The 20,326-nt window shown below is 69.7% G+C and carries 17 protein-coding genes; 9 read left to right on the top strand and 8 right to left on the bottom strand.

Going from position 1 to position 20,326, the window contains the following annotated elements; translation table 11 throughout:
* Nucleotides 1-41 precede the first annotated feature (41 nt).
* Together ACIP6U_RS00085 and ACIP6U_RS00080 are read left to right on the top strand one after the other, a co-directional pair.
* Nucleotides 42-542 (top strand): metallophosphoesterase family protein, encoded by a 501-nt coding sequence (locus ACIP6U_RS00085; RefSeq protein WP_401710532.1) that lies wholly within the window; start codon nucleotides 42-44, stop codon nucleotides 540-542.
* Between the two features lie 60 nt (nucleotides 543-602).
* A complete protein-coding gene (locus ACIP6U_RS00080) occupies nucleotides 603-1,517 on the top strand; it encodes an aminoglycoside phosphotransferase family protein (protein ID WP_401710529.1) in 915 nt (304 codons plus the stop codon).
* Nucleotides 1,518-1,579: 62 nt separating this feature from the next.
* Here ACIP6U_RS00080 and ACIP6U_RS00075 read toward each other — a convergent pair whose 3' ends face one another.
* Nucleotides 1,580-2,680 (bottom strand): XdhC family protein, encoded by a 1,101-nt coding sequence (locus ACIP6U_RS00075; RefSeq protein WP_401710527.1) that lies wholly within the window; start codon nucleotides 2,678-2,680, stop codon nucleotides 1,580-1,582.
* A 254-nt stretch (nucleotides 2,681-2,934) separates the two neighbouring features.
* Between ACIP6U_RS00075 and ACIP6U_RS00070 the strand changes: the two genes are divergently transcribed.
* The 3 genes from ACIP6U_RS00070 to ACIP6U_RS00060 all read left to right on the top strand — a co-directional run bounded on the left by ACIP6U_RS00070 (nucleotide 2,935) and on the right by ACIP6U_RS00060 (nucleotide 7,885).
* On the top strand, nucleotides 2,935-4,923 hold the full coding sequence (locus tag ACIP6U_RS00070) for a GTP-binding protein (protein WP_401710524.1): 1,989 nt from the start codon (nucleotides 2,935-2,937) through the stop codon (nucleotides 4,921-4,923).
* A gap of 93 nt (nucleotides 4,924-5,016) precedes the next feature.
* Entirely contained in the window at nucleotides 5,017-6,873 is a 1,857-nt protein-coding gene (locus ACIP6U_RS00065) for an endoglycosylceramidase (RefSeq protein WP_401710521.1), read from the top strand.
* Nucleotides 6,874-7,093: 220 nt separating this feature from the next.
* Nucleotides 7,094-7,885, top strand: coding sequence for an aldehyde dehydrogenase family protein (locus ACIP6U_RS00060; protein ID WP_401710518.1), 792 nt, complete (start codon nucleotides 7,094-7,096; stop codon nucleotides 7,883-7,885).
* Nucleotides 7,886-7,899: 14 nt separating this feature from the next.
* Here ACIP6U_RS00060 and vanX read toward each other — a convergent pair whose 3' ends face one another.
* From vanX to ACIP6U_RS00045, 3 genes are read right to left on the bottom strand one after another with little or no spacing between them, the layout of a single operon-like run.
* A complete protein-coding gene (vanX, locus tag ACIP6U_RS00055) occupies nucleotides 7,900-8,508 on the bottom strand; it encodes a D-Ala-D-Ala dipeptidase VanX (protein ID WP_401710516.1) in 609 nt (202 codons plus the stop codon).
* On the bottom strand, nucleotides 8,505-9,545 hold the full coding sequence (gene vanA-Sc, locus ACIP6U_RS00050) for a D-alanine--(R)-lactate ligase VanA-Sc (RefSeq protein ID WP_401710514.1): 1,041 nt from the start codon (nucleotides 9,543-9,545) through the stop codon (nucleotides 8,505-8,507). The genes vanX and vanA-Sc overlap by 4 nt, the downstream gene beginning before the upstream one ends.
* On the bottom strand, nucleotides 9,538-10,521 hold the full coding sequence (locus ACIP6U_RS00045) for a D-isomer specific 2-hydroxyacid dehydrogenase family protein (protein ID WP_401710511.1): 984 nt from the start codon (nucleotides 10,519-10,521) through the stop codon (nucleotides 9,538-9,540). Before ACIP6U_RS00045 ends, vanA-Sc begins: the two co-directional genes overlap by 8 nt.
* Nucleotides 10,522-10,645: 124 nt before the next feature.
* On the opposite strand from ACIP6U_RS00045, the gene murF reads away from it, so the two are divergent.
* The gene (gene murF / locus ACIP6U_RS00040; protein ID WP_401710508.1) at nucleotides 10,646-11,989 is read left to right on the top strand and encodes a UDP-N-acetylmuramoyl-tripeptide--D-alanyl-D-alanine ligase; all 1,344 of its coding nucleotides are present in this window, start codon (nucleotides 10,646-10,648) and stop codon (nucleotides 11,987-11,989) included.
* 48 nt (nucleotides 11,990-12,037) lie between these two features.
* On the opposite strand, the gene ACIP6U_RS00035 is transcribed toward murF, so the two are convergent.
* On the bottom strand, nucleotides 12,038-13,210 hold the full coding sequence (locus ACIP6U_RS00035) for a lipid II:glycine glycyltransferase FemX (protein WP_401710505.1): 1,173 nt from the start codon (nucleotides 13,208-13,210) through the stop codon (nucleotides 12,038-12,040).
* Nucleotides 13,211-13,351: 141 nt separating this feature from the next.
* Between ACIP6U_RS00035 and ACIP6U_RS00030 the strand changes: the two genes are divergently transcribed.
* On the top strand, nucleotides 13,352-14,446 hold the full coding sequence (locus ACIP6U_RS00030; RefSeq protein ID WP_401712837.1) for a sensor histidine kinase: 1,095 nt from the start codon (nucleotides 13,352-13,354) through the stop codon (nucleotides 14,444-14,446).
* A gap of 94 nt (nucleotides 14,447-14,540) precedes the next feature.
* Nucleotides 14,541-15,203 carry a TetR/AcrR family transcriptional regulator gene (locus tag ACIP6U_RS00025; protein ID WP_401710502.1) on the top strand — a complete coding sequence of 221 codons (663 nt, stop codon included), beginning with the start codon at nucleotides 14,541-14,543 and terminating at the stop codon, nucleotides 15,201-15,203.
* 159 nt (nucleotides 15,204-15,362) lie between these two features.
* Here the strand turns inward: ACIP6U_RS00025 and ACIP6U_RS00020 are convergent, their stop codons facing one another.
* Nucleotides 15,363-16,592, bottom strand: a complete 1,230-nt coding sequence (locus ACIP6U_RS00020; RefSeq protein WP_401712834.1) for a glycosyltransferase — start codon at nucleotides 16,590-16,592, stop codon at nucleotides 15,363-15,365.
* 257 nt (nucleotides 16,593-16,849) lie between these two features.
* Between ACIP6U_RS00020 and ACIP6U_RS00015 the strand changes: the two genes are divergently transcribed.
* Nucleotides 16,850-18,817, top strand: a complete 1,968-nt coding sequence (locus ACIP6U_RS00015) for a ricin-type beta-trefoil lectin domain protein (protein WP_401710499.1) — start codon at nucleotides 16,850-16,852, stop codon at nucleotides 18,815-18,817.
* 7 nt (nucleotides 18,818-18,824) lie between these two features.
* On the opposite strand, the gene ACIP6U_RS00010 is transcribed toward ACIP6U_RS00015, so the two are convergent.
* Nucleotides 18,825-19,160: a hypothetical protein gene (locus ACIP6U_RS00010; RefSeq protein WP_401712831.1), complete on the bottom strand. Its 336-nt coding sequence runs from the start codon at nucleotides 19,158-19,160 to the stop codon at nucleotides 18,825-18,827.
* Between the two features lie 5 nt (nucleotides 19,161-19,165).
* Nucleotides 19,166-20,326 (bottom strand): cbb3-type cytochrome c oxidase subunit I (locus ACIP6U_RS00005; RefSeq protein ID WP_401710496.1); only part of this gene is annotated, 1,161 nt, incomplete at its 5' end.

Below are 20,326 nucleotides of genomic sequence, written 5' to 3'. Positions count from 1 at the left end.
CCGGCCGAGCGGACTTCCGCCGCCCTCCCTAGGCTGACCCCGTGCGCCTCCTCCTCATGTCCGACACCCACCTCCCCAAGCGCGCCAAGGAACTGCCCGCGCCGCTGCTCGCCGAACTCCCGCGCGCGGACGTCGTGTTGCACGCCGGGGACTGGGTCGACACCGCCACCCTCGATCTGCTGGAGGACCGCTCCCGCCGAGTCGTCGGCGTGTACGGCAACAACGACGGGCCGCCCCTGCGCGCCCGGCTGCCCGAGGTGGCGTACGCCGAACTCGGCGGCCTGCGCTTCGGCGTCGTGCACGAGACGGGCGCCGCCCAGGGCCGGGAGGCGCGCTGCGCCGCACGGTTCCCCGACCTCGACGTGCTCGTCTTCGGGCACAGCCACATCCCCTGGGACACCACCGCCACCACCGGCCTGCGCCTGCTCAACCCCGGCTCCCCGACCGACCGCCGACGCCAGCCGCACTGCACGTACATGACCGCCACGGTCGCCGACGGCCGGCTCACCGACCTGGAACTGCACCGCCTGCCGCCGAGGTAGCCCCACCGGTGCCGGGTAATTCGCTGGAGCTGCGACCACCGCCCGGCTGAGATGGACGGCATGCTGATCGATGCCCCGCTCGTACGCCGTCTGCTCGCCGCCCAGTTCCCGCACTGGGCGGACCTGCCCGTAGCCCCGGTTCCGCTGTCCGGCATGGACAACGCGACCTTCCGGCTCGGCGACGACCTGTCCGTACGGCTGCCGCGGTACGCCCACTGGGTCGGCCAGGTCGAGCGCGAGCACCGCTGGCTGCCCCGCCTCGCCCCGCAGTTGCCGCTGACCGTCTCCGAACCGGTCGCGAGGGGCGGGCCCGGCGAGGGCTACCCCTACCCGTGGTCCGTGTACCGCTGGCTGGAGGGCGAGACGGCGACCGACGAGAACCTCGCCGACCCCGTCCGGACCGCCCTCGACCTGGCCGGATTCCTGCGCGCACTGCAAGCCGCCGACGCCACCGACGGACCCGGCCCCGAGGCCAGCAACGCCTTCCGCGGGGTCCCGATGGGCGACCCGCGCGACTCCATCGCCGTCGAGGCACGCGTCCGGCCCAAGATCGAGAAGCTGCGGACGACCGGGCTGGTCGACACCGACGCCCTGACGGAGGTCTGGGAGGCCGCCCTCGCCGCGCCCGCCTGGGACCGGGCCCCGGTGTGGATCCACGGCGACCTCGACGCGGGCAACCTCCTGACCAGGGACGGCCGGCTCAGCGCCGTCATCGACTTCGGGACGCTGGCCGTGGCCGACCCCGCGGTGGACCTGGTGCCCGCCTGGAAGTTCCTGCCCGCCCGGGCCCGGGACGTCTTCCGCGAGGCGGTCGGCGCCGACGATGCCACCTGGGCGCGGGGCCGCGGCTGGGCGCTCGCGGGTTCGCTCCCCGTACCGGACGACCCCTTCTTCCGGGACCACCCGGCCCGGACCAAGGCGGCGCTGAACCACCTGGAGCGAATCCTGGCGGACTACCGGGAGACCGGGGCCTGACGGTGTCCGACCAGGTCAGGCTCGCCGTCGCCTTTGTGCGGACGACAGCAGCCGTGCCCCGCCTACGGTGACGGATGGATCTTCCCCGCCGTGGCCGACAGCGGCGAGCCGCTGCCGCCCCAGCGCCGGGCGATGATCTCGGCCGCGACGGACACCGCGACCTCCTCGGGCGTACGCGCCCCGAGGTCGAGTCCGACGGGGGAGCGCAGCCGGGACAGTTCGGCGTCCGTGAGGCCGGCGTCGACCAGGTGCCGCGTACGGTCGTCATGGGTACGGCGGCTGCCCATCGCTCCGATGTAGGCGGCCGGCCGGCGCAGCGCCTCCGTCAGCAGCGGCACGTCGAACTTGGGGTCGTGGGTCAGCACGCAGATGACCGTGCGCTCGTCGGTGTCGGTGCTGTGGAGGTAGCGGTGGGGCCAGTCGACGACCACCTCGACGCCCGCCGGGAAGCGTTTCGGCGTGGCGAAGACCGGGCGGGCGTCGCACACGGTGACGCGGTAGCCGAGGAAGCCGCCGATGCGGGCGACAGCGGCCGCGTAGTCGATCGCGCCGAAGACCAGCATGCGGGGCGGTGGGGCGAAGGAGTGCAGGAAGACGGCGACCGTGTCCTCGCGACGCTCACCGTGCGGCCCGTAGTGCCGCAACCCCGTTGCGCCCAGGGCGAGTTCGCCCCGGGAGTCGGCGGCGACGGCGAAGTCCAGACCGGCCGACTCCAGCGTGCCCGAGACCCCGTCGGTGCCGACCACGAGGGTGGCCCCGCGCGGCGCGGGTCCGTCGACCACCGTCGCGACGGTCACCGGACGGCCGGCGGCGACGGCCTCCGCGACCGCCGGGAACGTCGGATCGGTCTCCGCGGTGACGGGCCGGACCAGCAGCGTGATCTCGCCGCCGCAGGTGAGCCCGACCGCGAACGCGTCCTCGTCGCTGTACCCGAAGGTCTCGAGCCGTGCCTCGCCGCTCGCCACCACCTCCTGGGCGAGCTCGAAGACGGCTCCCTCGACACAGCCGCCGGACACGCTCCCCACGACCTCGTCGCCGGGCCCGACCGCCATGGCCGCGCCGGGATCGCGCGGCGTGCTGCGGCTGACGGCGACGACGGTCGCGAGGCCGAACGGCACCCGGTCCGCATACCACTCGCTCAACCGCGGGAGGATGTCACGCACGCTCCGCTCCTTAAGACAGGCCCAGGTCAGCCGGTGTGCCGACGGTGAGGTCAAGCGTCGCATCCGGGCCACGAGCGACTCCGTATCACCACGCTTCGCATCATCACGCTCCCGGTTAATCCGTTGGCATCGCGGGCGCCGGTCTGCTGCACTGCTCAGGCACCCCTACCGAAGGATCCGAGGAGCTGAGATGCGCGCACCGTTCATGTCCACCCAGGAAGGAAGCACCCCCTATCCAAAGGACATGACGCTTCGTGCACTTGCTCAACCTCGGCATCCTCGCGCACGTCGACGCAGGTAAGACCAGCCTGACCGAACGGCTGCTGCACACCGTCGGCGTGATCGACGAGATCGGCAGCGTCGACGACGGGAACACCCGTACCGACACCCTCGCGCTGGAGCGCCGGCGCGGGATCACCATCAAGTCCGCCGTCGTCTCCTTCCAGATCGACGACGTGACGGTCAACCTCATCGACACCCCCGGCCACCCGGACTTCATCGCCGAGGTGGAGCGCGTGCTCGGCGTGCTCGACGGCGCCGTGCTCGTCGTCTCGGCCGTCGAAGGCGTCCAGGCGCAGACGCGCGTCCTGATGCGGACACTGCGGCGGCTGGGCATCCCGACCCTGCTGTTCGTGAACAAGATCGACCGCCGCGGGGCCCGCCAGGACGGTCTGCTGCGCGAGATCGCCGACCGGCTCACACCGGCGATCGTGCCCATGGGCACGGCCGAGGGGCTCGGCACACCCGGTGCCCACTTCACGCCGGGGCTCGCTCCGAGCGCGCTCGACGTCCTCGCGTCCCAGGACGACGACGTCCTGTCCGCGTACGCCGACGGCACCCTCTCCCACGACCGTCTCCACGCGGCACTCGTCAGCCTCACTCGTCGGGCGCAGGTCCATCCGGTGTACTTCGGGTCCGCGATCACCGGCGCGGGCGTCCCTGAACTGGTCGCCGGGATCGGGGAGTTGCTGCCGTCGGCCGACGGGGACGCCGAAGGGCCGGTCTCCGGCACGGTGTTCAAGGTCGAGCGGGGCCCGGCGGGGGAGAAGGTGGCGTACGCCCGGATCTTCGAGGGCACCCTGCGCACCCGCGACCGCGTCCCCTTCGGTGCGGCCGGGACGGAGGACGCGGCCCGCAAGGAGGGCAGGGTCACCGCGATCACCGTCTTCGACCACGGCACCGACGTCCGCGACGACGCCGTCCCCGCCGGGCGCATCGCCCGGCTGTGGGGTCTGTCCGACGTACGGATCGGCGACACGATCGGTGAACCCCGGGGCACCCAGGGGCACTTCTTCGCTCCGCCGACCCTGGAGACGGTCGTCGTCCCGGGCGCGGACACGGACCGCGGGAAGCTCCACCTCGCCCTCGGTCAACTCGCCGAACAGGACCCGCTGATCGACCTGCGCCACGACGAAGTGCGCCGCGAGCTGTCCGTGTCGCTCTACGGCGAGGTGCAGAAGGAGGTCATCCAGGCGACGCTCGCCGACGAGTACGGCCTCGACGTCACCTTCCGGGAGACCACCACCATCTGCGTCGAGCGACCGGCCGGCTCCGGCACGGCGGTCGAGTGCAACAAGAAGGACGACAACCCCTTCCTGGCCACCGTCGGCCTGCGCGTCGACCCCGCCCCGACCGGCTCCGGCGTCGACTTCCGCCTCGAGGTGGAGCTGGGCTCCATGCCGTACGCCTTCTTCAAGGCCGTCGAGGACACCGTCCGCGAGACCCTCGGACAGGGCCTGTGCGGCTGGCGGATCCCGGACTGCACGGTCACCATGACCCACTGCGGCTACTCGCCCCGGCAGAGCCACGCCCACCAGGGCTTCGACAAGAGCATGTCCAGCACCGGGTACGACTTCCGGGGGCTGACCCCGCTCGTCCTGGTCGAGGCCCTGCGGCGGGCGGGGACGCGGGTGTACGAGCCGATGCACGCGTTCCGTGTCGAGGCCCCGGCGGACACCCTGGGCGCGTTGCTGCCGGTGCTGACCTCGCTGCGGGCCGTGCCGGAGAGCACCGAGACGCGCGGCGGCGTCTGTGTGCTGACGGGCGCGGTACCGGCCGGCCGGGTGCACGAACTGGGCCGGCGGATCCCCGGACTCACGCGCGGTGAGGGCGAGTTGGAGAGCGCCTTCGACCACTACGCGCCGATCACGTACGGCACGGTGCCGACCCGGTCGCGTACCGACCACAACCCCCTCGATCGCCGGGAGTACCTGTTGAACATGACCCGACGAGTCGGGAGTTGAGGTGACTGGGGCGAAACAGGTCCGAAAATCCTGAAACTTACTCAAGAGTCAGAAGTATTGACGGTGTCGGGAAATCCCCGGACTGTAGTGGACATGCCGAATATCCGGGCTCGTCTGCTCGTGGTTCTGGTTGTCCTCTGTGGATTCCTGACGGTGGTGGGTGCCTCGCCCGCCACCGCCGCCACCGTCCCCGACTCCCTCTCGTTCGACGGCACGACCCTCATCGTGTCGAACGGCCGCTTCGTCGACGCCACCGGCCGCGAGGTGGTGCTGCGCGGCTACAACGTCTCCGGCGAGACCAAGCTGGACGAGAACAACGGCCTGCCCTTCGCCTCGGTGGCCGACGCCAAGAAGTCGGCGACCGCGCTGCGCGCCCTCGGCGGCGGCAACGCGGTCCGCTTCCTGCTGTCCTGGGCCTACGCCGAGCCCGTCCGCGGTCAGGTGGACACGGCCTATCTGGCCGCCGCGACCGCGCAGATGCAGGCCTTCCTCGACACCGGCATCCGCGTCTACCCCGACTTCCACCAGGACCTCTACTCCCGGTACCTGTTCAACACGGGCAGCTGGTACACGGGTGACGGAGCCCCCAAGTGGGCGGTGGACCTGGGCAGTTACCCGCAGGAGTACTGCGGGATCTGCTTCTTCTGGGGGCAGAACATCACCCAGAACGCGGCCGTGACCAAGGGGCAGTACGACTTCTGGCACAACAACTACGGCCTCCAGGACGCCTTCCTGGCCACGGCGCAGTCCACGATGACCTACCTCGCGCAGCACCTCACCACCGCCGAGTTCGCGGGCGTCGTCGGCTTCGACCCGTACAACGAGCCGTTCGCCGGCACCTACGACTCCGGCCAGGCCTCCCGGACCTGGGAAGCGAGCCTGCTGTGGCCCTTCTACCAGAAGTTCCGGGCCCGGATGGACGCGGCCGGCTGGCAGTCCAAGCCCGCCTTCGTCGAGCCGAACCTCTTCTGGAACTCCAACATCGACTCCCAGAAGCAGGAGGGCGGCCTGCTGGACGCGGGCACGCTCGGCTCGCGCTACGTCTTCAACACCCACTTCTACGACCAGAAGGCCATCTCCGGCATCCTCATGTGGGGCAACGCCTCCGACGGCCAGTACGCGACCGACTTCGGCACGATCCGCGACCGCGCCTCGGCCGCCGGGACCACCGCGATCGTCAGTGAGTTCGGGCACCCCCTGAACGGGACGGTCGCCGGCAAGGCGCCGACGGTCCTGAAGGCGATGTACCAGGCCCTGGACTCCCGTGTCCCCGGGGCGAGTTGGTGGACCAGCCCGGCGAACTCCGGTCCTGTCCTGTCCGGTTCCCAGTGGCAGTGGGACATCTACAACGGCCGCCACCACGAGCTGATGAACGACAACCCCGACAAGGTGCTGACGTCCGGCGACGCCTGGAACGACGAGGATCTCTCCGCCGTCAACATGACCGACTCCGGCACGGTGGCCCTGCGCCAGGACGCCCGGCTCCTGGACCGGATCTACCCGAGCGCGACCTCCGGCTCCACGGCCGCGTTCACCTACGAGGACCGCTCCCGGGACGGGTCGACGACCCTGACCTGGAACCCCGTACCGAGTTCACTCCCGAACGTGTCCTCGCTGGTGGGATCCGGCCAGTACAGCCTGCTCGTGTGGCGCTCGGGCAGCGCCACGGCACCCACCGAACTGCACCTCCCGGCGTCCTTCCCGACCGCGACGACCACGGTCGTCTCCGACCTGGGTACGGCCTACGCGCCGCCCGCCTACACCTCGTCGACCCCGGTCGGCGTGGCCCCGGAGCCCGGCGGCACCGGCAGCCGCCGGCTGCTGCTGACCGACTCCGACTCCGGCGTCCTGCACTACGCGCTGGTGACCAACGGAGCGACCGCACCGTCCGCCACCCTGCTGAGCGCGGCGAAGTCCGAGCTGGCGACTTGGGCGGCGGCGAAGTTCTGAGAAAGGGAAGTGGGAAAAGGTTCTGAGGAAGGCGAAGACCCGGCCAGGCCCTCGACCGGTCGACTCCGGCGGGGTCGGCCGGGTCGGGGTCATCTGTCGGTATCGGCCAGCAGCCCCATCAGGTAGATCGTGATCGCGCGCTGAAGAGTCGCGGCGAAGGAGTCGGGAGGAACGCGAGACTCGCGTCGGTGGCGTAGGCGGTACGCACGGCCTCCGCCGGGTGGCGGTGCTCGAGGATGCCACTCCCTGGAACGCCCCCCTGAACCAGGCCTGCCGAGGCATCGCCCCCGCGCTGGCGGCCGGCAACGCGGGGGTGCTCAAGCCGAGCGAATTCACCTCCGCCACCTCCCTGGCCCTGGGGCGGATCACCGCCGAGGCCGGACTGCCCGACGGTGTCCTCAACGTCGTCACCGGAGTCGGCCCCGCGGTCGGCACCCCGCTGGTCTCGCACCCCCTCGTCCGCCGGATCAGCTTCACCGGCTCGGTCGTCACCGGTCGGGCCGTCGGCCGGATCGCCGCCGAGCGCGTCATCCCGATCGCCCTCGAACTGGGCGGCAAGAGCCTGCTGTTGGTCTTCGCCGACGCCGACCTCGACGCTGCCGCGAGGGCGGCGGCGATGGCCGTCCTGATCAACTCCGGGCCGATCTGCTCCGCGACCACTCGGCTGCTGGTCGAGCGCGGCGTGCAGGACGAGCTGGTACGTCGTATCGGCGCGATCCTGAGCGACAAGCGGCCCGGCGAGCACTTCGGCCCGATCGTCACTCCACCGCAGTTCGACAAGGTGCTCGGAATGCTCGCCACCGCACGGCAGGAGGGTGCCCGCGCGGCCGTCGGGGGACACAAGTGCGAGGACGGGGTGCCCGAGCGGGGGCGCTACATCCAGCCGACCGTGCTCACCGACGTCAAGCCCGACATGCAGGTGGCACGGGAGGAGATCTTCGGGCCGGTGCTGGTCTCCCTGCCGTTCGACACCGAGGACGAAGCCGCCGCCCTCGCCAACGCCACCCAGTGACTGGCTGCCCGGGCCTATGCGACGGGGAAATCGAAATAGGTGTCCGGAAAAGGCTCGGATTCGAGTGTGTAGTGCCACCACTCGCAGGCGTAGGAACGAAAACCGCAGGCTTCCATGATGGAGCACAGATACTGACGGTTCGCCGCTTCGGCCTCCGTGACTCCCTCTGCTCCGTGATGCGAGATCGAATCCATCAGGTCGTGGTCACCGCCCATGGATACCAGTTCTGCGGTATCCAGGTGGAACAGCGTCAGGTCGACGGTGCTGCCGCGGCTGTGACCCGATTTGGTGGCCACGTATCCCAGGTCGAACATCCCGGCTCTGTCGATGTTCGGATAGTGGCGTCGCTTCGTGCGGCCGTTCTCCGGCTGTCGGGACCACCGGAGAAAGGAGTCCACGGCGCGTTGCGGACGATAACCGTCCCAGAGGAGCAGGCCGAAGCCGAGGGATTCGGCCTGCTCCTGCGCCCTTTCCAGAGCCGCGCACACGTCCCGCGTGCCGACGATCCGGTTGGCCAGGTACCCGTCCACGGGTTTGCCGGTGAAGTTGTCCCAGGTGGCGTACTTGGCGTCCCAGCGTATTCCGGACACCACCTCGTCCACGAAGACGAAATCCTCGGTCATCGGATCTTCCCCGTCAACGCCAACGACACCATCCGGTCGATCACCTCGGAAAGCGGCAACCCCGCGGCCGCCATCATCCTCGGATAACGGCTGTACGAGGTGAGGCCGGGCAGGGTGTTGACCTCGTTGAGGACGACTTCTCCATCATCCCGGAGAAACATGTCGACCCGAGAGAGTCCCGTACAGCCCAGCGCGCGGTACACGGACTTCGCCGTCTCCTGGACGAGCGCACGCGACTCCGCCGGAATGTCGGCGGGAACGATCGGCGTGGAGTTCTCGGAGCCGCTTTCGGGCTCGTCCTCCTGGTGGATGCGGAAGAATCCGTGCGAGAGGGAAATGTGATCCACCTCGCCGGCGAACAGGTCCAACTCGCTCCCGAGGATGGCGCACCCGATCTCGCTGCCGACGACGGCCTCTTCGATCAGGACCTTCGCGTCGTACCGCCGTGCGGTCTCCACCGCGCTGAGCAGTTCCTCTTTCCCGGACACCTTGCTGACGCCGAAGGACGAACCCGAACGGGCCGGTTTCACGAAGACGGGATAGGTGAGCCCGTCGGGATCGATGTTCTCGTGCGCCATGACGGTCCAGAAATTCGGCGTGGCGATTCCCGCGCTCCTGGCGACGAGATAGGCGAGGGACTTGTCCATGCACAACGCTGAACTCTGCACATCGCAACCGACGTAGGGGATGCCGGAGAGCTCCAGCAGCCCCTGCATCGCGCCGTCCTCGCCGAGCTTGCCGTGCAGGACGGGCAGCACGAGGTCCAGGCCGATCGTCTCGTATCGCCCCTGCTCCAGGACGAGCAGGCCGCGGACGCTCCTGTCCGGCGAGAGCACAACCGGGCGGCACCTGCCGGCCTCCCAGTCCGGGCCGGGGGCGTCGCAGAGCTTCCAGGCGCCGCTCTTCGTGATCCCGACATAGAACGGCTCGTACTTGTCGAGGTCGAGGTTTCGCGCGACCTCCTGCGCGGACTTGACGGAGACGGGGTGCTCTTCGGAGACGCCCCCGAATATGACGCCGACCTTCAACCTAGCCATGCTGACTCCTGCTTTCGAATGTGAGGCAGTTGGTGAGGGAGTTCTCGACCATGTCGCTCAGGGCGTGGTCCGTGTAGTAGGCGGTGTGCGGACTGATCAGCACATTCGGCAGACTCTGGAGCCGCAACAACGGTTTGCTGTCGATGGGTTCGTCTCTGCGGTCGGCGTAGAATATTCCTTCCTCTCCTTCGAGGACGTCCAATGCAGCGCCGCCCAGCTTGCCGCTTTCCAATGCCTCTACAAGGGCCTCGGTATCGATGAGTGCGCCACGTCCGGTATTGACGATCAGTGCGCCGTGCTTCATCTGCTCCATGCGTTGCCGATCCAGCAGATGACGTGTCTCCGAGGTGAGCGGCGCGTGGAGCGTGACCATGTCGCTCAGCTTCAGCAATTCGTCGAGCGGCACGTAATCGGCGTCGGTTCTGGGGCGATTGTCATGGGCCAGGATTCGGCAGCCGAAACCCCGAAGCCTGTCCATGACCGCCGTGCCGATGCGGCCCGTGCCGATCACCCCGACGGTCAGGTCGCGCAGCTCTCTCCCGCGCAGTTCGCTCAGTCGGTAGTCGTGGACGTCCGTGCGACGGATGGTGGATTTCGCGTCGCGCACCGCCATCAACATGAGCATCAAGGTGTAGTCGGCCACGCTGTCCGGCGAGTAGCTGACGTTCCCCACGGAAATGCCGACGCCGCTCGCGTAGTCCACGTCGAGGTGGTTGTAGCCGATACTCCTGGTAGAGATGTACTCCACGCCGGCGTGACCAAGTGCGCGAAGAGTGGAGTTGGTGATGCGGGTCTTGTGGCCGACGCTGATGCATCTGCTTCCGGACGCCAGTTCAATGGTGGCCGGGGATACCGGCGCGTCGGTGATGGTCGGCGTTATGTCGAAGCGAGACGCCAGCTCTCGGAACAAGACGGCTTCATCTGGGCCGCACCCGTAAACGGTGATACGGGGCGGTTCGCTGTCGCTGTCGGTCATGCCCATAGTCAAGGGGGCGTGGTGTTGCCCGGATGTATGGGGTTTTCGATATGCCTGCGATACACCGCGCTGCCTTGACTGGAGGCATGCCTTTCCAAGAAACAGCCTCCATCGGAGCCCGGTCATGACCCCGCTCCGCCTCGGCGAGATCGCCGCGGTCGTCGGTGGTGTGGTCAAGGGCGACGGAGCCGTGACGGTCACCGCGCCGGCCGTGCTCGACGGCCGGCAGGCCGGGCCGGGCGGCCTCTTCGTCGCCTTCGCCGGCGAGCGCGTCGACGGCCACGACTACGTCGACCAGGCCCGCCGGGCCGGCGCGGTGGCCGTGCTCGGCTCCCGGCCCACACCGCTGCCGACCGTCGTGGTCGACGACGCCCAGGCCGCGCTCCAGACACTCGCCGCCCACGTCGTGGCCCGGCTGCGCGACGGGCTGACCGTCGTCGCGGTGACCGGCTCCCAGGGCAAGACCGGCACCAAGGATCTGCTGTCGGCCGTGCTGTCGAGCACCGCTCCGACGACCGCCACCATCGGCTCGCTCAACAACGAACTCGGCGTGCCACTCACCATGTTGCGCGCGGACGCGGCCACCCGGTTCCTCGCCCTGGAGATGGGCGCCCGGCACGTCGGCGACATCGCCCGGCTCACCGGTCTGGTCGCGCCCGACATCGCCGTAGTCCTCAATGTCGGTCAGGCCCACCTCGGCGAGTTCGGGTCGCGCGCGGCCATCACCAGGACCAAGGGCGAGTTGGTGCGGGGACTGGCGCCCGGCGGTACCGCCGTCCTCAACGCCGACGATCCCCGCGTGGCCGCGATGCGCTCGCTCACCGACGGTCCGGTGGTGACCTTCGGCCGGGCGGAGCACGCCGATGTGCGGGTGCTCGACCTGGCGCTGGACCGGCTCGGCCGGCCGTCCTTCACCCTGCGGACCGCCGACGCCTCGGCTCACGTCGTGCTGCCGTTGGTAGGTGCCCACCAGGCGCTCAACGCGTCGGCTGCCGCGGCGGCGGGGCTGGCGGCCGGCGTGCCCCTCGACGTGGCCGCGACCGCACTCGCCACCGCCGCGCTCTCCAAGTGGCGCATGGAGCCGCGCGACCTCGCCGGCGGCGCGACCCTGCTCAACGACTCCTACAACGCCAACCCCGACTCGACCCGCGCCGCCCTGGACGCGCTGGCGGCGATCGAGGGCGGACGCCGTGTCGCCGTCCTCGGCGCGATGCTCGAACTCGGCGACGAGAGCGAGGCCGAACACCGTGCCGTCGGGGCGTACGCCGCCGCCCGGGTCGATGTGGTGGTCGTGGTCGGCGAGGGCGCCCGGTCGATCGCCGACGGCGCGGGGGAGCGGGCGGTGCTGCTGGCCGACAACGACGCGGCCGTCGACTGGCTGCGCCGACACCTCGCCGCCGGTGATCTGGTGCTCGTCAAGGCCTCGCGCGGGGCGCGCTTCGATGAAGTCGCCGCCGCGCTCGAGTAGTTGGGCCGGGCGATACTGGACTAGGTCAGCCGGTTCGTCGTGAACCGCTCAGCGACCGCGCCGCCTCATGTACAGGTCGAACGCCCGGTAGACCAGCGGCCGCAGCGGCAGGTCCCACTCGCCGACGTACCGCACCGCCCGGCCACCCGTGCCGACCTTGAACTGGATCAGCCCGACATGCGGGTCGTCGGCGTCGAGGGTGGGGGTGATGCCGCGCAGGTCGTAGACATCGCAGCCGGCCGCGAGAGAGTCGCGGATCATCGCCCACTGGCAGGCGTTGGAGCCGCGCACCTCGCGCTTCTCGGTGGAGGAGGCGCCGTAGGAGTACCAGGCGTGGCCACCGACGCGGACCAGGACGGTGGCGGCGACCAGGTCGCCCTGGTGGTGGGCGAGGTAGAGCTTGATCCGGTCGGGATCCTCGGTACTCAGGGCCTGGAACATGGTCTCGAAGTAGCGCAGTGGGCGGGGCGTGAAGCGGTCGCGTTCGGCGGTGTGGACGTAGAGATCGTGGAACGCCTTCAAGTCCCGACCGAGGGTCCCCCCGAGAGTGCCCCCGACCGTGACCTCGACCCCCTCCTTGGCCGCCTTCTTGATGTTGCGGCGCCAGAGCTGGTTCATGCCCCTGAGTACGTCGTCCTCGGATCTGCCGGCCAGCGGGATCTCGTACTTGAACTGCGGATGCCCGACCCCGAAGCCGTCCTCCGGGCTCTGCGGCAGCCAGCCGGCGTCCCGGAGCCGGCCCGCCACGCGGGCGCCGACCGGGTCGGCCCAGTCGCCGGACATCTCGGTCAGCCGCCCGATGCCCGGGTCGGCCATGCCCTCCTTGACCTGGGCGGCACCCCAGGTGTTCGTGCGCACCGGCGGGCCGAGCCGGATCGCGAACGCACCGTGCGCCTTGAGATACGCGGCCAGCGGGTCGAGCCACACATCGATCTCGCCGGTCCAGTCGATGACCGGGCCCTCGGGCAGATAGGCCAGCGTGTAGCGGTCGAGCCGGGGCACCGGCCGGTGCAGGACGAGCCCGGCGCCGACCAGCCGCCCGCGGTCGTGCCAGCCGAGGGACTCGCTGCGCCACTCGGTCTTGACGCGGCCCCAGGCCGGGGTCTGCAGAAAGCTGACCGACCGCTGGGCCCGCACGAACGCCAAGTGGTCGGCCGCGCTGATCGGCCTGACGGTCAGGTTCACGCCCGCGGGGGTGCGCACTGTTTCGCTGTAGGACATTCCTCCAGCCAAGGCAGCGCGGTGTTGCCGGTGCGTATGCGGTTTTCGGTACGGCGACGATATGCGCCGACTCATACCATCGAAGGCATGCGAGACAGGCAGGAGCGAGACGGGCAGGGGATCGTGGACAGGGCGCCCGGGATGAGCGCTCGTCTCAAGCTCACCCTCAGCTACGCCGGATTCCTCATGGTCGCCGGCGTCCTGCTGCTCGCCGCCGTGTGGGTGTTCCTCCTGCGGTACGTCCCCAATCGCGCGATGCTCACGAACCCGGACGACAGACCGAACGGTGTCTTCCCCATCCGGTCCGTCCTCCTGGGCGTCTTCGCTCCGAGGGCGGCCGCGGTCCTGGCGTTCCTGCTGCTCTTCGGTCTGGTGGGAGGCTGGATCCTCGCCGGCCGTATGCTCGCCCCGCTGACCCGCATCACGGAGGCCACCCGCACGGCCACGAGCGGCTCGCTCTCCCACCGGATCCGGCTGCCGGGCCGCAAGGACGAGTTCCGCGAACTCGCCGACGCCTTCGACACCATGCTCGCCCGGCTCGAGGCACACGTCGCCGAACAGCAGAGATTCGCCGCCAACGCCTCCCACGAACTGCGGACCCCGCTGGCCGTCTCCAAGTCACTGATCGACCTGGCCCGCACCGACCCGAATCACGACAACGGCCAGATCATCGAACGTCTCCACGCCGTCAACACCCGGGCGATCGACCTCACCGAGGCACTGCTCCTGCTCACCCGCGCCAACCAACGGACCTTCACCCGAGAGCCCGTAGACCTCTCTCTTGTGGCGGAAGAGGCCGCCGAAACCCTGCTGCCTCTCGCGGAGAAGCAGGGCGTCACCATCGAGACCGACGGCGACATCACCCCCACGATCGGATCGCAGGCGCTCCTGCTGCAACTGATCACGAACCTCGTGCAGAACGCGATCGTGCACAACCTGCCGGAGGACGGCACGGTGTGGGTCAGCACCGAGGTCCGCCCCAGGACCGTCGTGGTCACCGTCGAGAACACCGGCGAGATCCTCACCCCCCAACTGGTCTCGACCCTCACCGAGCCGTTCCAGCGCGGCACCAAGCGCATTCACGCCGACCACGCCGGCGTCGGCCTGGGCCTCGCGATCGTCAAGACCATCGTGCTCGCACACGACGGACGACTCACCCTCGTCCCGCGCTCCGCCGGCGGGCTCCGCATCACGGTGGAACTGCCCGCGGCGCCGAGCGCCCTTCCGCAGCGCTGAGGAAGGGCGCGCGGACGCCGAGGAAGGGGGGCGCTCTTCTCGCCGAGGTCGATGACGCGACAAACTGTCGTATCAGGCGGCGAGGGAGGAATCAGTGGCGGGCAGGCTCAGAGCCCCGACCGGACGCTACGGCGGCAAGTCGGCCACGGAACGGCAGGCCGAACGGCGCAGGAGATTCCTGGACGCCGCCCTCGACCTGTTCGGCGACACACCCGGCTACCGCGCGACCACGGTCGCGGCGCTCAGCGAGGCCGCGGGACTCTCGACGCGGCAGTTCTACGAGGAGTTCCGCACCCTCGAAGACGTGCTCGCCGCGCTGCACCTCCAGGTCAACGGATGGGCCGAGGAGGCGGTCCTGGCCGCGTTCGCCGAGGCCCGCGACCTCCCGCTCGTCGAGCGCGTCACGGCGATGTTCCGGGCCTACGCCGGGAACGTCAGCGCCGATCCGCGCCGGATCCGCATCACCTTCGTCGAGATCATCGGCGTCAGCCCCCGCCTCGAAGAGCAGCGCCTGGCCCGTCGCGCCCGCTGGGTGGACCTGATCTGTGCCGAGTGCGACGCGTCCGCCGCCCGGGGCCAGGCGGCCCAGCGCGACTACCGCATCGCCGCGACCGCCTTCATCGGCAGCGTGAACGGCGTGCTCCACGACTGGAGCGCCGGATGGCTGGACGCGACCCTGGACGAGGTCGTGGACGAACTGGTCCGGCAGTTGCTGGGGATTCTGCGGCCGGAGGGCTGGTCCCCGAAGGACGCATAGCCGACCGTCCGACCCGAGGGCTCACCCCTCAGCCGACCGTCCGATCCGCACGCCTGCTTCCTCAGCCGACCGTCCGACCTGTCGGCTCACCCCTCAGCCGACCGTCCGATCCGCGCGCCTGCTTCCTCAGCCGACCGTCCGACCTGCGCGCCCACCCCCTCAGCCGGCCAGCCTCTCGACGGCCTTCACCACCGGTGCCACGCCGTCCTCCGCCCGGATCCGCGCACCCAACTCCGCAGCCCGGCGCCCCAACTCCGTGTCTCCCGTTGCCCGTTCGAGCGCAGTGGCCAGCGAGTCGGTCGTGAGGCGGCGCAGGGGCACGGCACACGGAGCGACTCCGAGCCGGACCAGGCGCGCCGCCCAGTAGGCCTCGTCGAACTGGATCGGTACCGGTACCGCGGGGACCCCGGCCCGCAGGCCCGCGCCGGTCGTGCCCGCGCCCGCGTGGTGGACCACGGCGGCCATGCGCGGGAACAGGGCGGAGTGCGGGACCTCGTCGACGGTCAGCATGTCGTCGCCGGACGCCTCCAGACCGCTCCAGCCCCGCTGGATCACCCCGCGCAGTCCGGCCCGGCGCAGGGCGCGCACGACGTCGGCGCTGAGCCGCTCGGGATCGGGCACGGTCGCGCTGCCCAGTCCGACGTACACCGGTGGTGGACCCGCGTCGAGGAAGTCCCGTACCGATGGCGGGAGTTGGGTATCGACGTCGTACGGCCACCAGTAGCCCGCGATGTCGAGCCCCGCCCGCCAGTCGGACGGTCGCGGCACCACCAGCGGACTGAAGCCGTGCAGGACCGGCGGCGCCAGTCGCTCACGGGCCCGCCACGCCGCGACGGCGCGCACGCGGGGCAGTCCCAGCCGGTCCCGTACGGCGGGCAGGGTCCCGGCGAAGACCTGCTGCACGGCCAGGTTCACCCCATGACCGGCGATCCGGTTGCCCGTGGCGCCCAAGGACCGGGCGCTGAGCATCGGTGGTGCGAACTCCCTTGTGGGACTGAGGGGTTGGAGCGGGACGTCCAGGCTCGGCAGGGACAGGCCCTCGGCGATGGTGTGCCCGAGCGGGGCCACGGAGGGGGCCAGGAGCAGCAGGTCGCTCGACCGGGCGGCCACCACGAGGTCGTCGGCCATCCGCCCGACCACGTCCCGCGCCATCGAGACCAGGCGCGTGAGTTTCCCCAGGCCGGTCGCGCTGTCGTGCAGCCCCCGCCCGCGCGAGGACTCCAACTCCGCCCGCGGGTCCACCGGCAGGGCGTGGAAGCGGACCCCCGACCCCGCCACCAGCGGTTCGAACCGTGCGTGCGTGACCAGGGTGACCTCGTGCCCGGCCCGGGAGAGGCCGAACCCGAGCCCGGTGTAGGGGGCCACATCGCCCCGGGAGCCCGCCGTCATGATCGCTACCCGCACGACGGTCAGTATGGGCCCGCGGTGTGCCGCGCGGCGACAACGACCCGAGAACAACGGCCACTTCACGCCCTCCCGCCTGTCACATCCGTTGACTTCCCTCTCTCCGTGCCTCTACTTTCGGCGCGCAACGCGTTCGGTTCACCGATCCACGTTCGAAATATCGACTGTCCTGGCCATCTCGATCATCGTGACCGTCCCCGCCCGTCCATGACCGTCTTCGGGACCCCCGCCGAAGGAGCCGCATGAACCCCCCGACGCCCACCACCCGCAGAGGGCTCGTCCGACGGTGCAGAGCCGCCGCCGTCCGACTGCTCGTCCTCGCCCTGACCGCGACCGCCGCGCTGCTGTTCGCCGGACCTGCCCCGGCGCAGGCGGCGACCAGCCGCCAGATAGCCGTGCCCACCGCCCCCATGGGCTGGGCCTCCTGGAACAGCTTCGCCGCGAAGATCGACTACAACGTCATCAAGCAGCAGGTCGACGCGTTCGTGGCGGCCGGACTGCCCGCGGCCGGGTACAAGTACATCAACATCGACGAAGGCTGGTGGCAGGGCACCCGCGACAGCGCGGGCAACATCACCGTCGACACCGGCGAGTGGCCCGGCGGCATGAGCGCCATCGCCGACTACATCCACAGCAAGGGTCTCAAGGCCGGCATCTACACCGACGCCGGCAAGGACGGCTGCGGCTACTACTACCCGACGGGCCGCCCCGCGGCACCGGGCAGCGGCAGCGAGGGCCACTACGACCAGGACATGCTGCAGTTCTCCCAGTGGGGCTTCGACTTCGTGAAGGTCGACTGGTGCGGCGGCGACGCGGAAGGCCTCGACCCGGCATCGACGTACACGTCGATCAGCTCCGCGGTGACGAAGGCGACGGCCGCGACCGGCCGCCCGCTCACCCTCTCCATCTGCAACTGGGGCTACCAGAACCCCTGGAACTGGTCGCCGGGCCTGGCCCCCATGTGGCGGACCAGCACCGACATCATCTACTACGGCAACTCGCCGTCGATGACGAACCTGCTGTCCAACTTCGACCAGACCCTGCACCCGACCGCCCAGCACACCGGTTACTACAACGACCCGGACATGCTGATGGTCGGCATGACCGGCTTCACCGCCGCGCAGAACCGCACGCACATGAACCTCTGGGCGATCTCCGGCGCACCCCTCCTGGCCGGCAACGACCTGACCACCATGACCTCGGAGACCGCCGGGATCCTCAAGAACCCCGAGGTCGTCGCCGTCGACCAGGACGCGCGTGGACTCCAGGGCGTCAAGGTCGCCGAGGACACGACGGGACTCCAGGTCTACGGCAAGGTGCTCAGCGGCGCCGGCAACCGTGCCGTCGTCCTCCTCAACCGCACCTCCGCCGCCCAGAACATCACCGTCCGCTGGTCCGACCTCGGCCTGACCAACGCGAGCGCGACCGTCCGTGACCTGTGGGCGCGCGCCAACGTCGGTACCTACGGCACGGGTTACACCACCAGCGTCCCGGCGGGCGGCTCGGTGCTGCTCACCGTCACCGGCGGCACCGAGGCGGCGAGCAGCACCTACACCGGCACCGCCGGCTTCACCGGCGTGGTCGCCGGCAGCACCGGCGTGAAGACCGTGGACGTCGCCTACACCAACAACACGTCCGCCGCCCGCACCGCGACCCTCAAGGTCAACGGTCAGGGCACGACGGCGGTCTCCTTCCCGCCCACCGGCTCCACGCAGGGCACCATCTCCGTCCAGGTCGGCCTGGCGAAGGGCTCCGCGAACACCCTGACCTTCACCGGCGCCCCGACCCTGGCCGACATCACCGTCCGCCCCTTGCCGGGAGCCAACGGCACCCAGGTCATCGGCGCCCAGTCCGGCCGTTGCCTGGACATCTACAACAACACGATCACCAACGGCACCCAGTCCGAGCTCTGGGACTGCAACGGTGGCCAGAACCAGTCGTGGTCGTACACCTCCCGCAAGGAGTTGGTGGTGTACGGCAACAAGTGCCTGGACGCCTACAACCTCGGCACCACCAACGGCACCAAGGTCGTGATCTGGGACTGCAACGGCCAGAACAACCAGAAGTGGAACGTCAACTCGGACGGCACGATCACCAACGTCAACGCGGGGCTGTGCTTGGACGCCTACAACGGCGGCACGGCCAACGGCAGCCAACTCGTGCTGTGGACCTGCAACGGCGGCACCAACCAGCAGTGGTCGCTGTCGTAGGACCGGCCTAGCCGCACACGAGCAGCAGGACGACCGCGACCGCGGCGCACGTCAGCAGCCAGCGGGCAAGCAGGCGGCGTCGCAGGTCGCGGTACACCTCCTCGTACTCGCCCCGCACCTCCCTGGCGCGCTCCGCGGTGTGCTGCCAGGAGGCGCGGACGAGCGCGAGGTGCTCTGCCTCGAACCGCCGCGTCACCTCGGCCCGCTGATGCTCCGTCAGCCAGTCCAGCGATGCGGTGAAACGCGCTGCCGTCGCGTGCACCTGTTCGCGTTCGGAGGCGAGGAGCAGGTGACCCTCGATCTCGTTGAGGAACGCCCTCGTGTCCACGGGCTGTTCGTCCATAGCCGTCACGGCGCCGTCAACTCCCGCTCAGCCAGCTGGTGTTCGGGGTGGTGCAGGTCGAACGCGGGCGATTCACTGCGGATGCGGGGGAGTGAGACGAAGTTGTGGCGTGGGGGCGGGCAGGACGTGGCCCACTCCAGTGAACGGCCATAGCCCCATGGGTCGTCGGTCTCGACCCTCTTCCCGTACTTGGCGGTCTTCCAGACGTTGTAGAAGAAGGGGAGGAGGGACGAGCCGAGGAGGAACGAGGAGATGGTCGAGATGGTGTTGAGGGTAGTCAGGCCCTCCACCGCGAGATAGTCGGGAATCCTGCGCTGCATGCCTTCGGCGCCCAGCCAGTGCTGGACGAGGAACGTGCCGTGGAAGCCGATGAACAGCGTCCAGAACGTGATCTTGCCGAGCCGCTCGTCGAGCATCTTGCCGGTCATCTTGGGCCACCAGAAGTGGAAGCCGGCGAACATCGCGAACACCACCGTGCCGAAGACGACGTAATGGAAGTGGGCCACCACGAAGTAGCTGTCGGAGACGTGGAAGTCGATGGGTGGGGACGCGAGCATCACGCCGGTCAGGCCGCCGAAGACGAACGTCACGAGGAAGCCCATGACCCAGAGCATCGGGGTCTCGAAGGACAGCGATCCCTTCCACATCGTTCCGATCCAGTTGAAGAACTTCACGCCCGTCGGCACGGCGATGAGGAACGTCATGAAGGAGAAGAACGGCAGCAGCACACCGCCGGTGACGTACATGTGGTGCGCCCACACCGTCACGGACAGACCCGCGATGGCGATGGTGGCGCCGATCAGGCCCATGTAGCCGAACATCGGCTTGCGGGAGAAGACCGGGATGACCTCGGAGATGATGCCGAAGAACGGCAGCGCGATGATGTACACCTCTGGATGGCCGAAGAACCAGAAGAGGTGTTGCCACAACAACGCCCCGCCATTGGCCGCGTCGAAGACATGTGCCCCGAATTTCCGATCCGCCTCCAGCGCGAACAGCGCGGCGGCGAGAACCGGGAAGGCCAGCAGCACCAGGACCGCGGTCAGCAGCACGTTCCACACGAAGATCGGCATGCGGAACATGGTCATGCCCGGCGCGCGCATGCAGATGATGGTGGTGATGAAGTTGACCGCGCCCAGGATGGTGCCGAAGCCGGAGAAGGCCAG

The organism is Streptomyces sp. NPDC088794, assembly GCF_044750545.1.
Taxonomy (GTDB): Bacteria; Actinomycetota; Actinomycetes; order Streptomycetales; family Streptomycetaceae; genus Streptomyces.
This window is presented reverse-complemented; position numbering and strand designations above follow the sequence as displayed.

Coding starts and splice junctions, on each gene's coding strand:
- ACIP6U_RS00080 (WP_401710529.1), top strand. CDS start 603: ATGCTGATCGATGCCCCGCTCGTACGCCGTCTGCTCGCCGCCCAGTTC.
- ACIP6U_RS00065 (WP_401710521.1), top strand. CDS start 5,017: ATGCCGAATATCCGGGCTCGTCTGCTCGTGGTTCTGGTTGTCCTCTGT.
- vanX (WP_401710516.1), bottom strand. CDS start 8,508: ATGACCGAGGATTTCGTCTTCGTGGACGAGGTGGTGTCCGGAATACGC.
- vanA-Sc (WP_401710514.1), bottom strand. CDS start 9,545: ATGGCTAGGTTGAAGGTCGGCGTCATATTCGGGGGCGTCTCCGAAGAG.
- ACIP6U_RS00045 (WP_401710511.1), bottom strand. CDS start 10,521: ATGACCGACAGCGACAGCGAACCGCCCCGTATCACCGTTTACGGGTGC.
- murF (WP_401710508.1), top strand. CDS start 10,646: ATGACCCCGCTCCGCCTCGGCGAGATCGCCGCGGTCGTCGGTGGTGTG.
- ACIP6U_RS00035 (WP_401710505.1), bottom strand. CDS start 13,210: ATGTCCTACAGCGAAACAGTGCGCACCCCCGCGGGCGTGAACCTGACC.
- ACIP6U_RS00030 (WP_401712837.1), top strand. CDS start 13,352: ATGAGCGCTCGTCTCAAGCTCACCCTCAGCTACGCCGGATTCCTCATG.
- ACIP6U_RS00020 (WP_401712834.1), bottom strand. CDS start 16,592: ATGACGGCGGGCTCCCGGGGCGATGTGGCCCCCTACACCGGGCTCGGG.
- ACIP6U_RS00015 (WP_401710499.1), top strand. CDS start 16,850: ATGAACCCCCCGACGCCCACCACCCGCAGAGGGCTCGTCCGACGGTGC.
- ACIP6U_RS00010 (WP_401712831.1), bottom strand. CDS start 19,160: ATGGACGAACAGCCCGTGGACACGAGGGCGTTCCTCAACGAGATCGAG.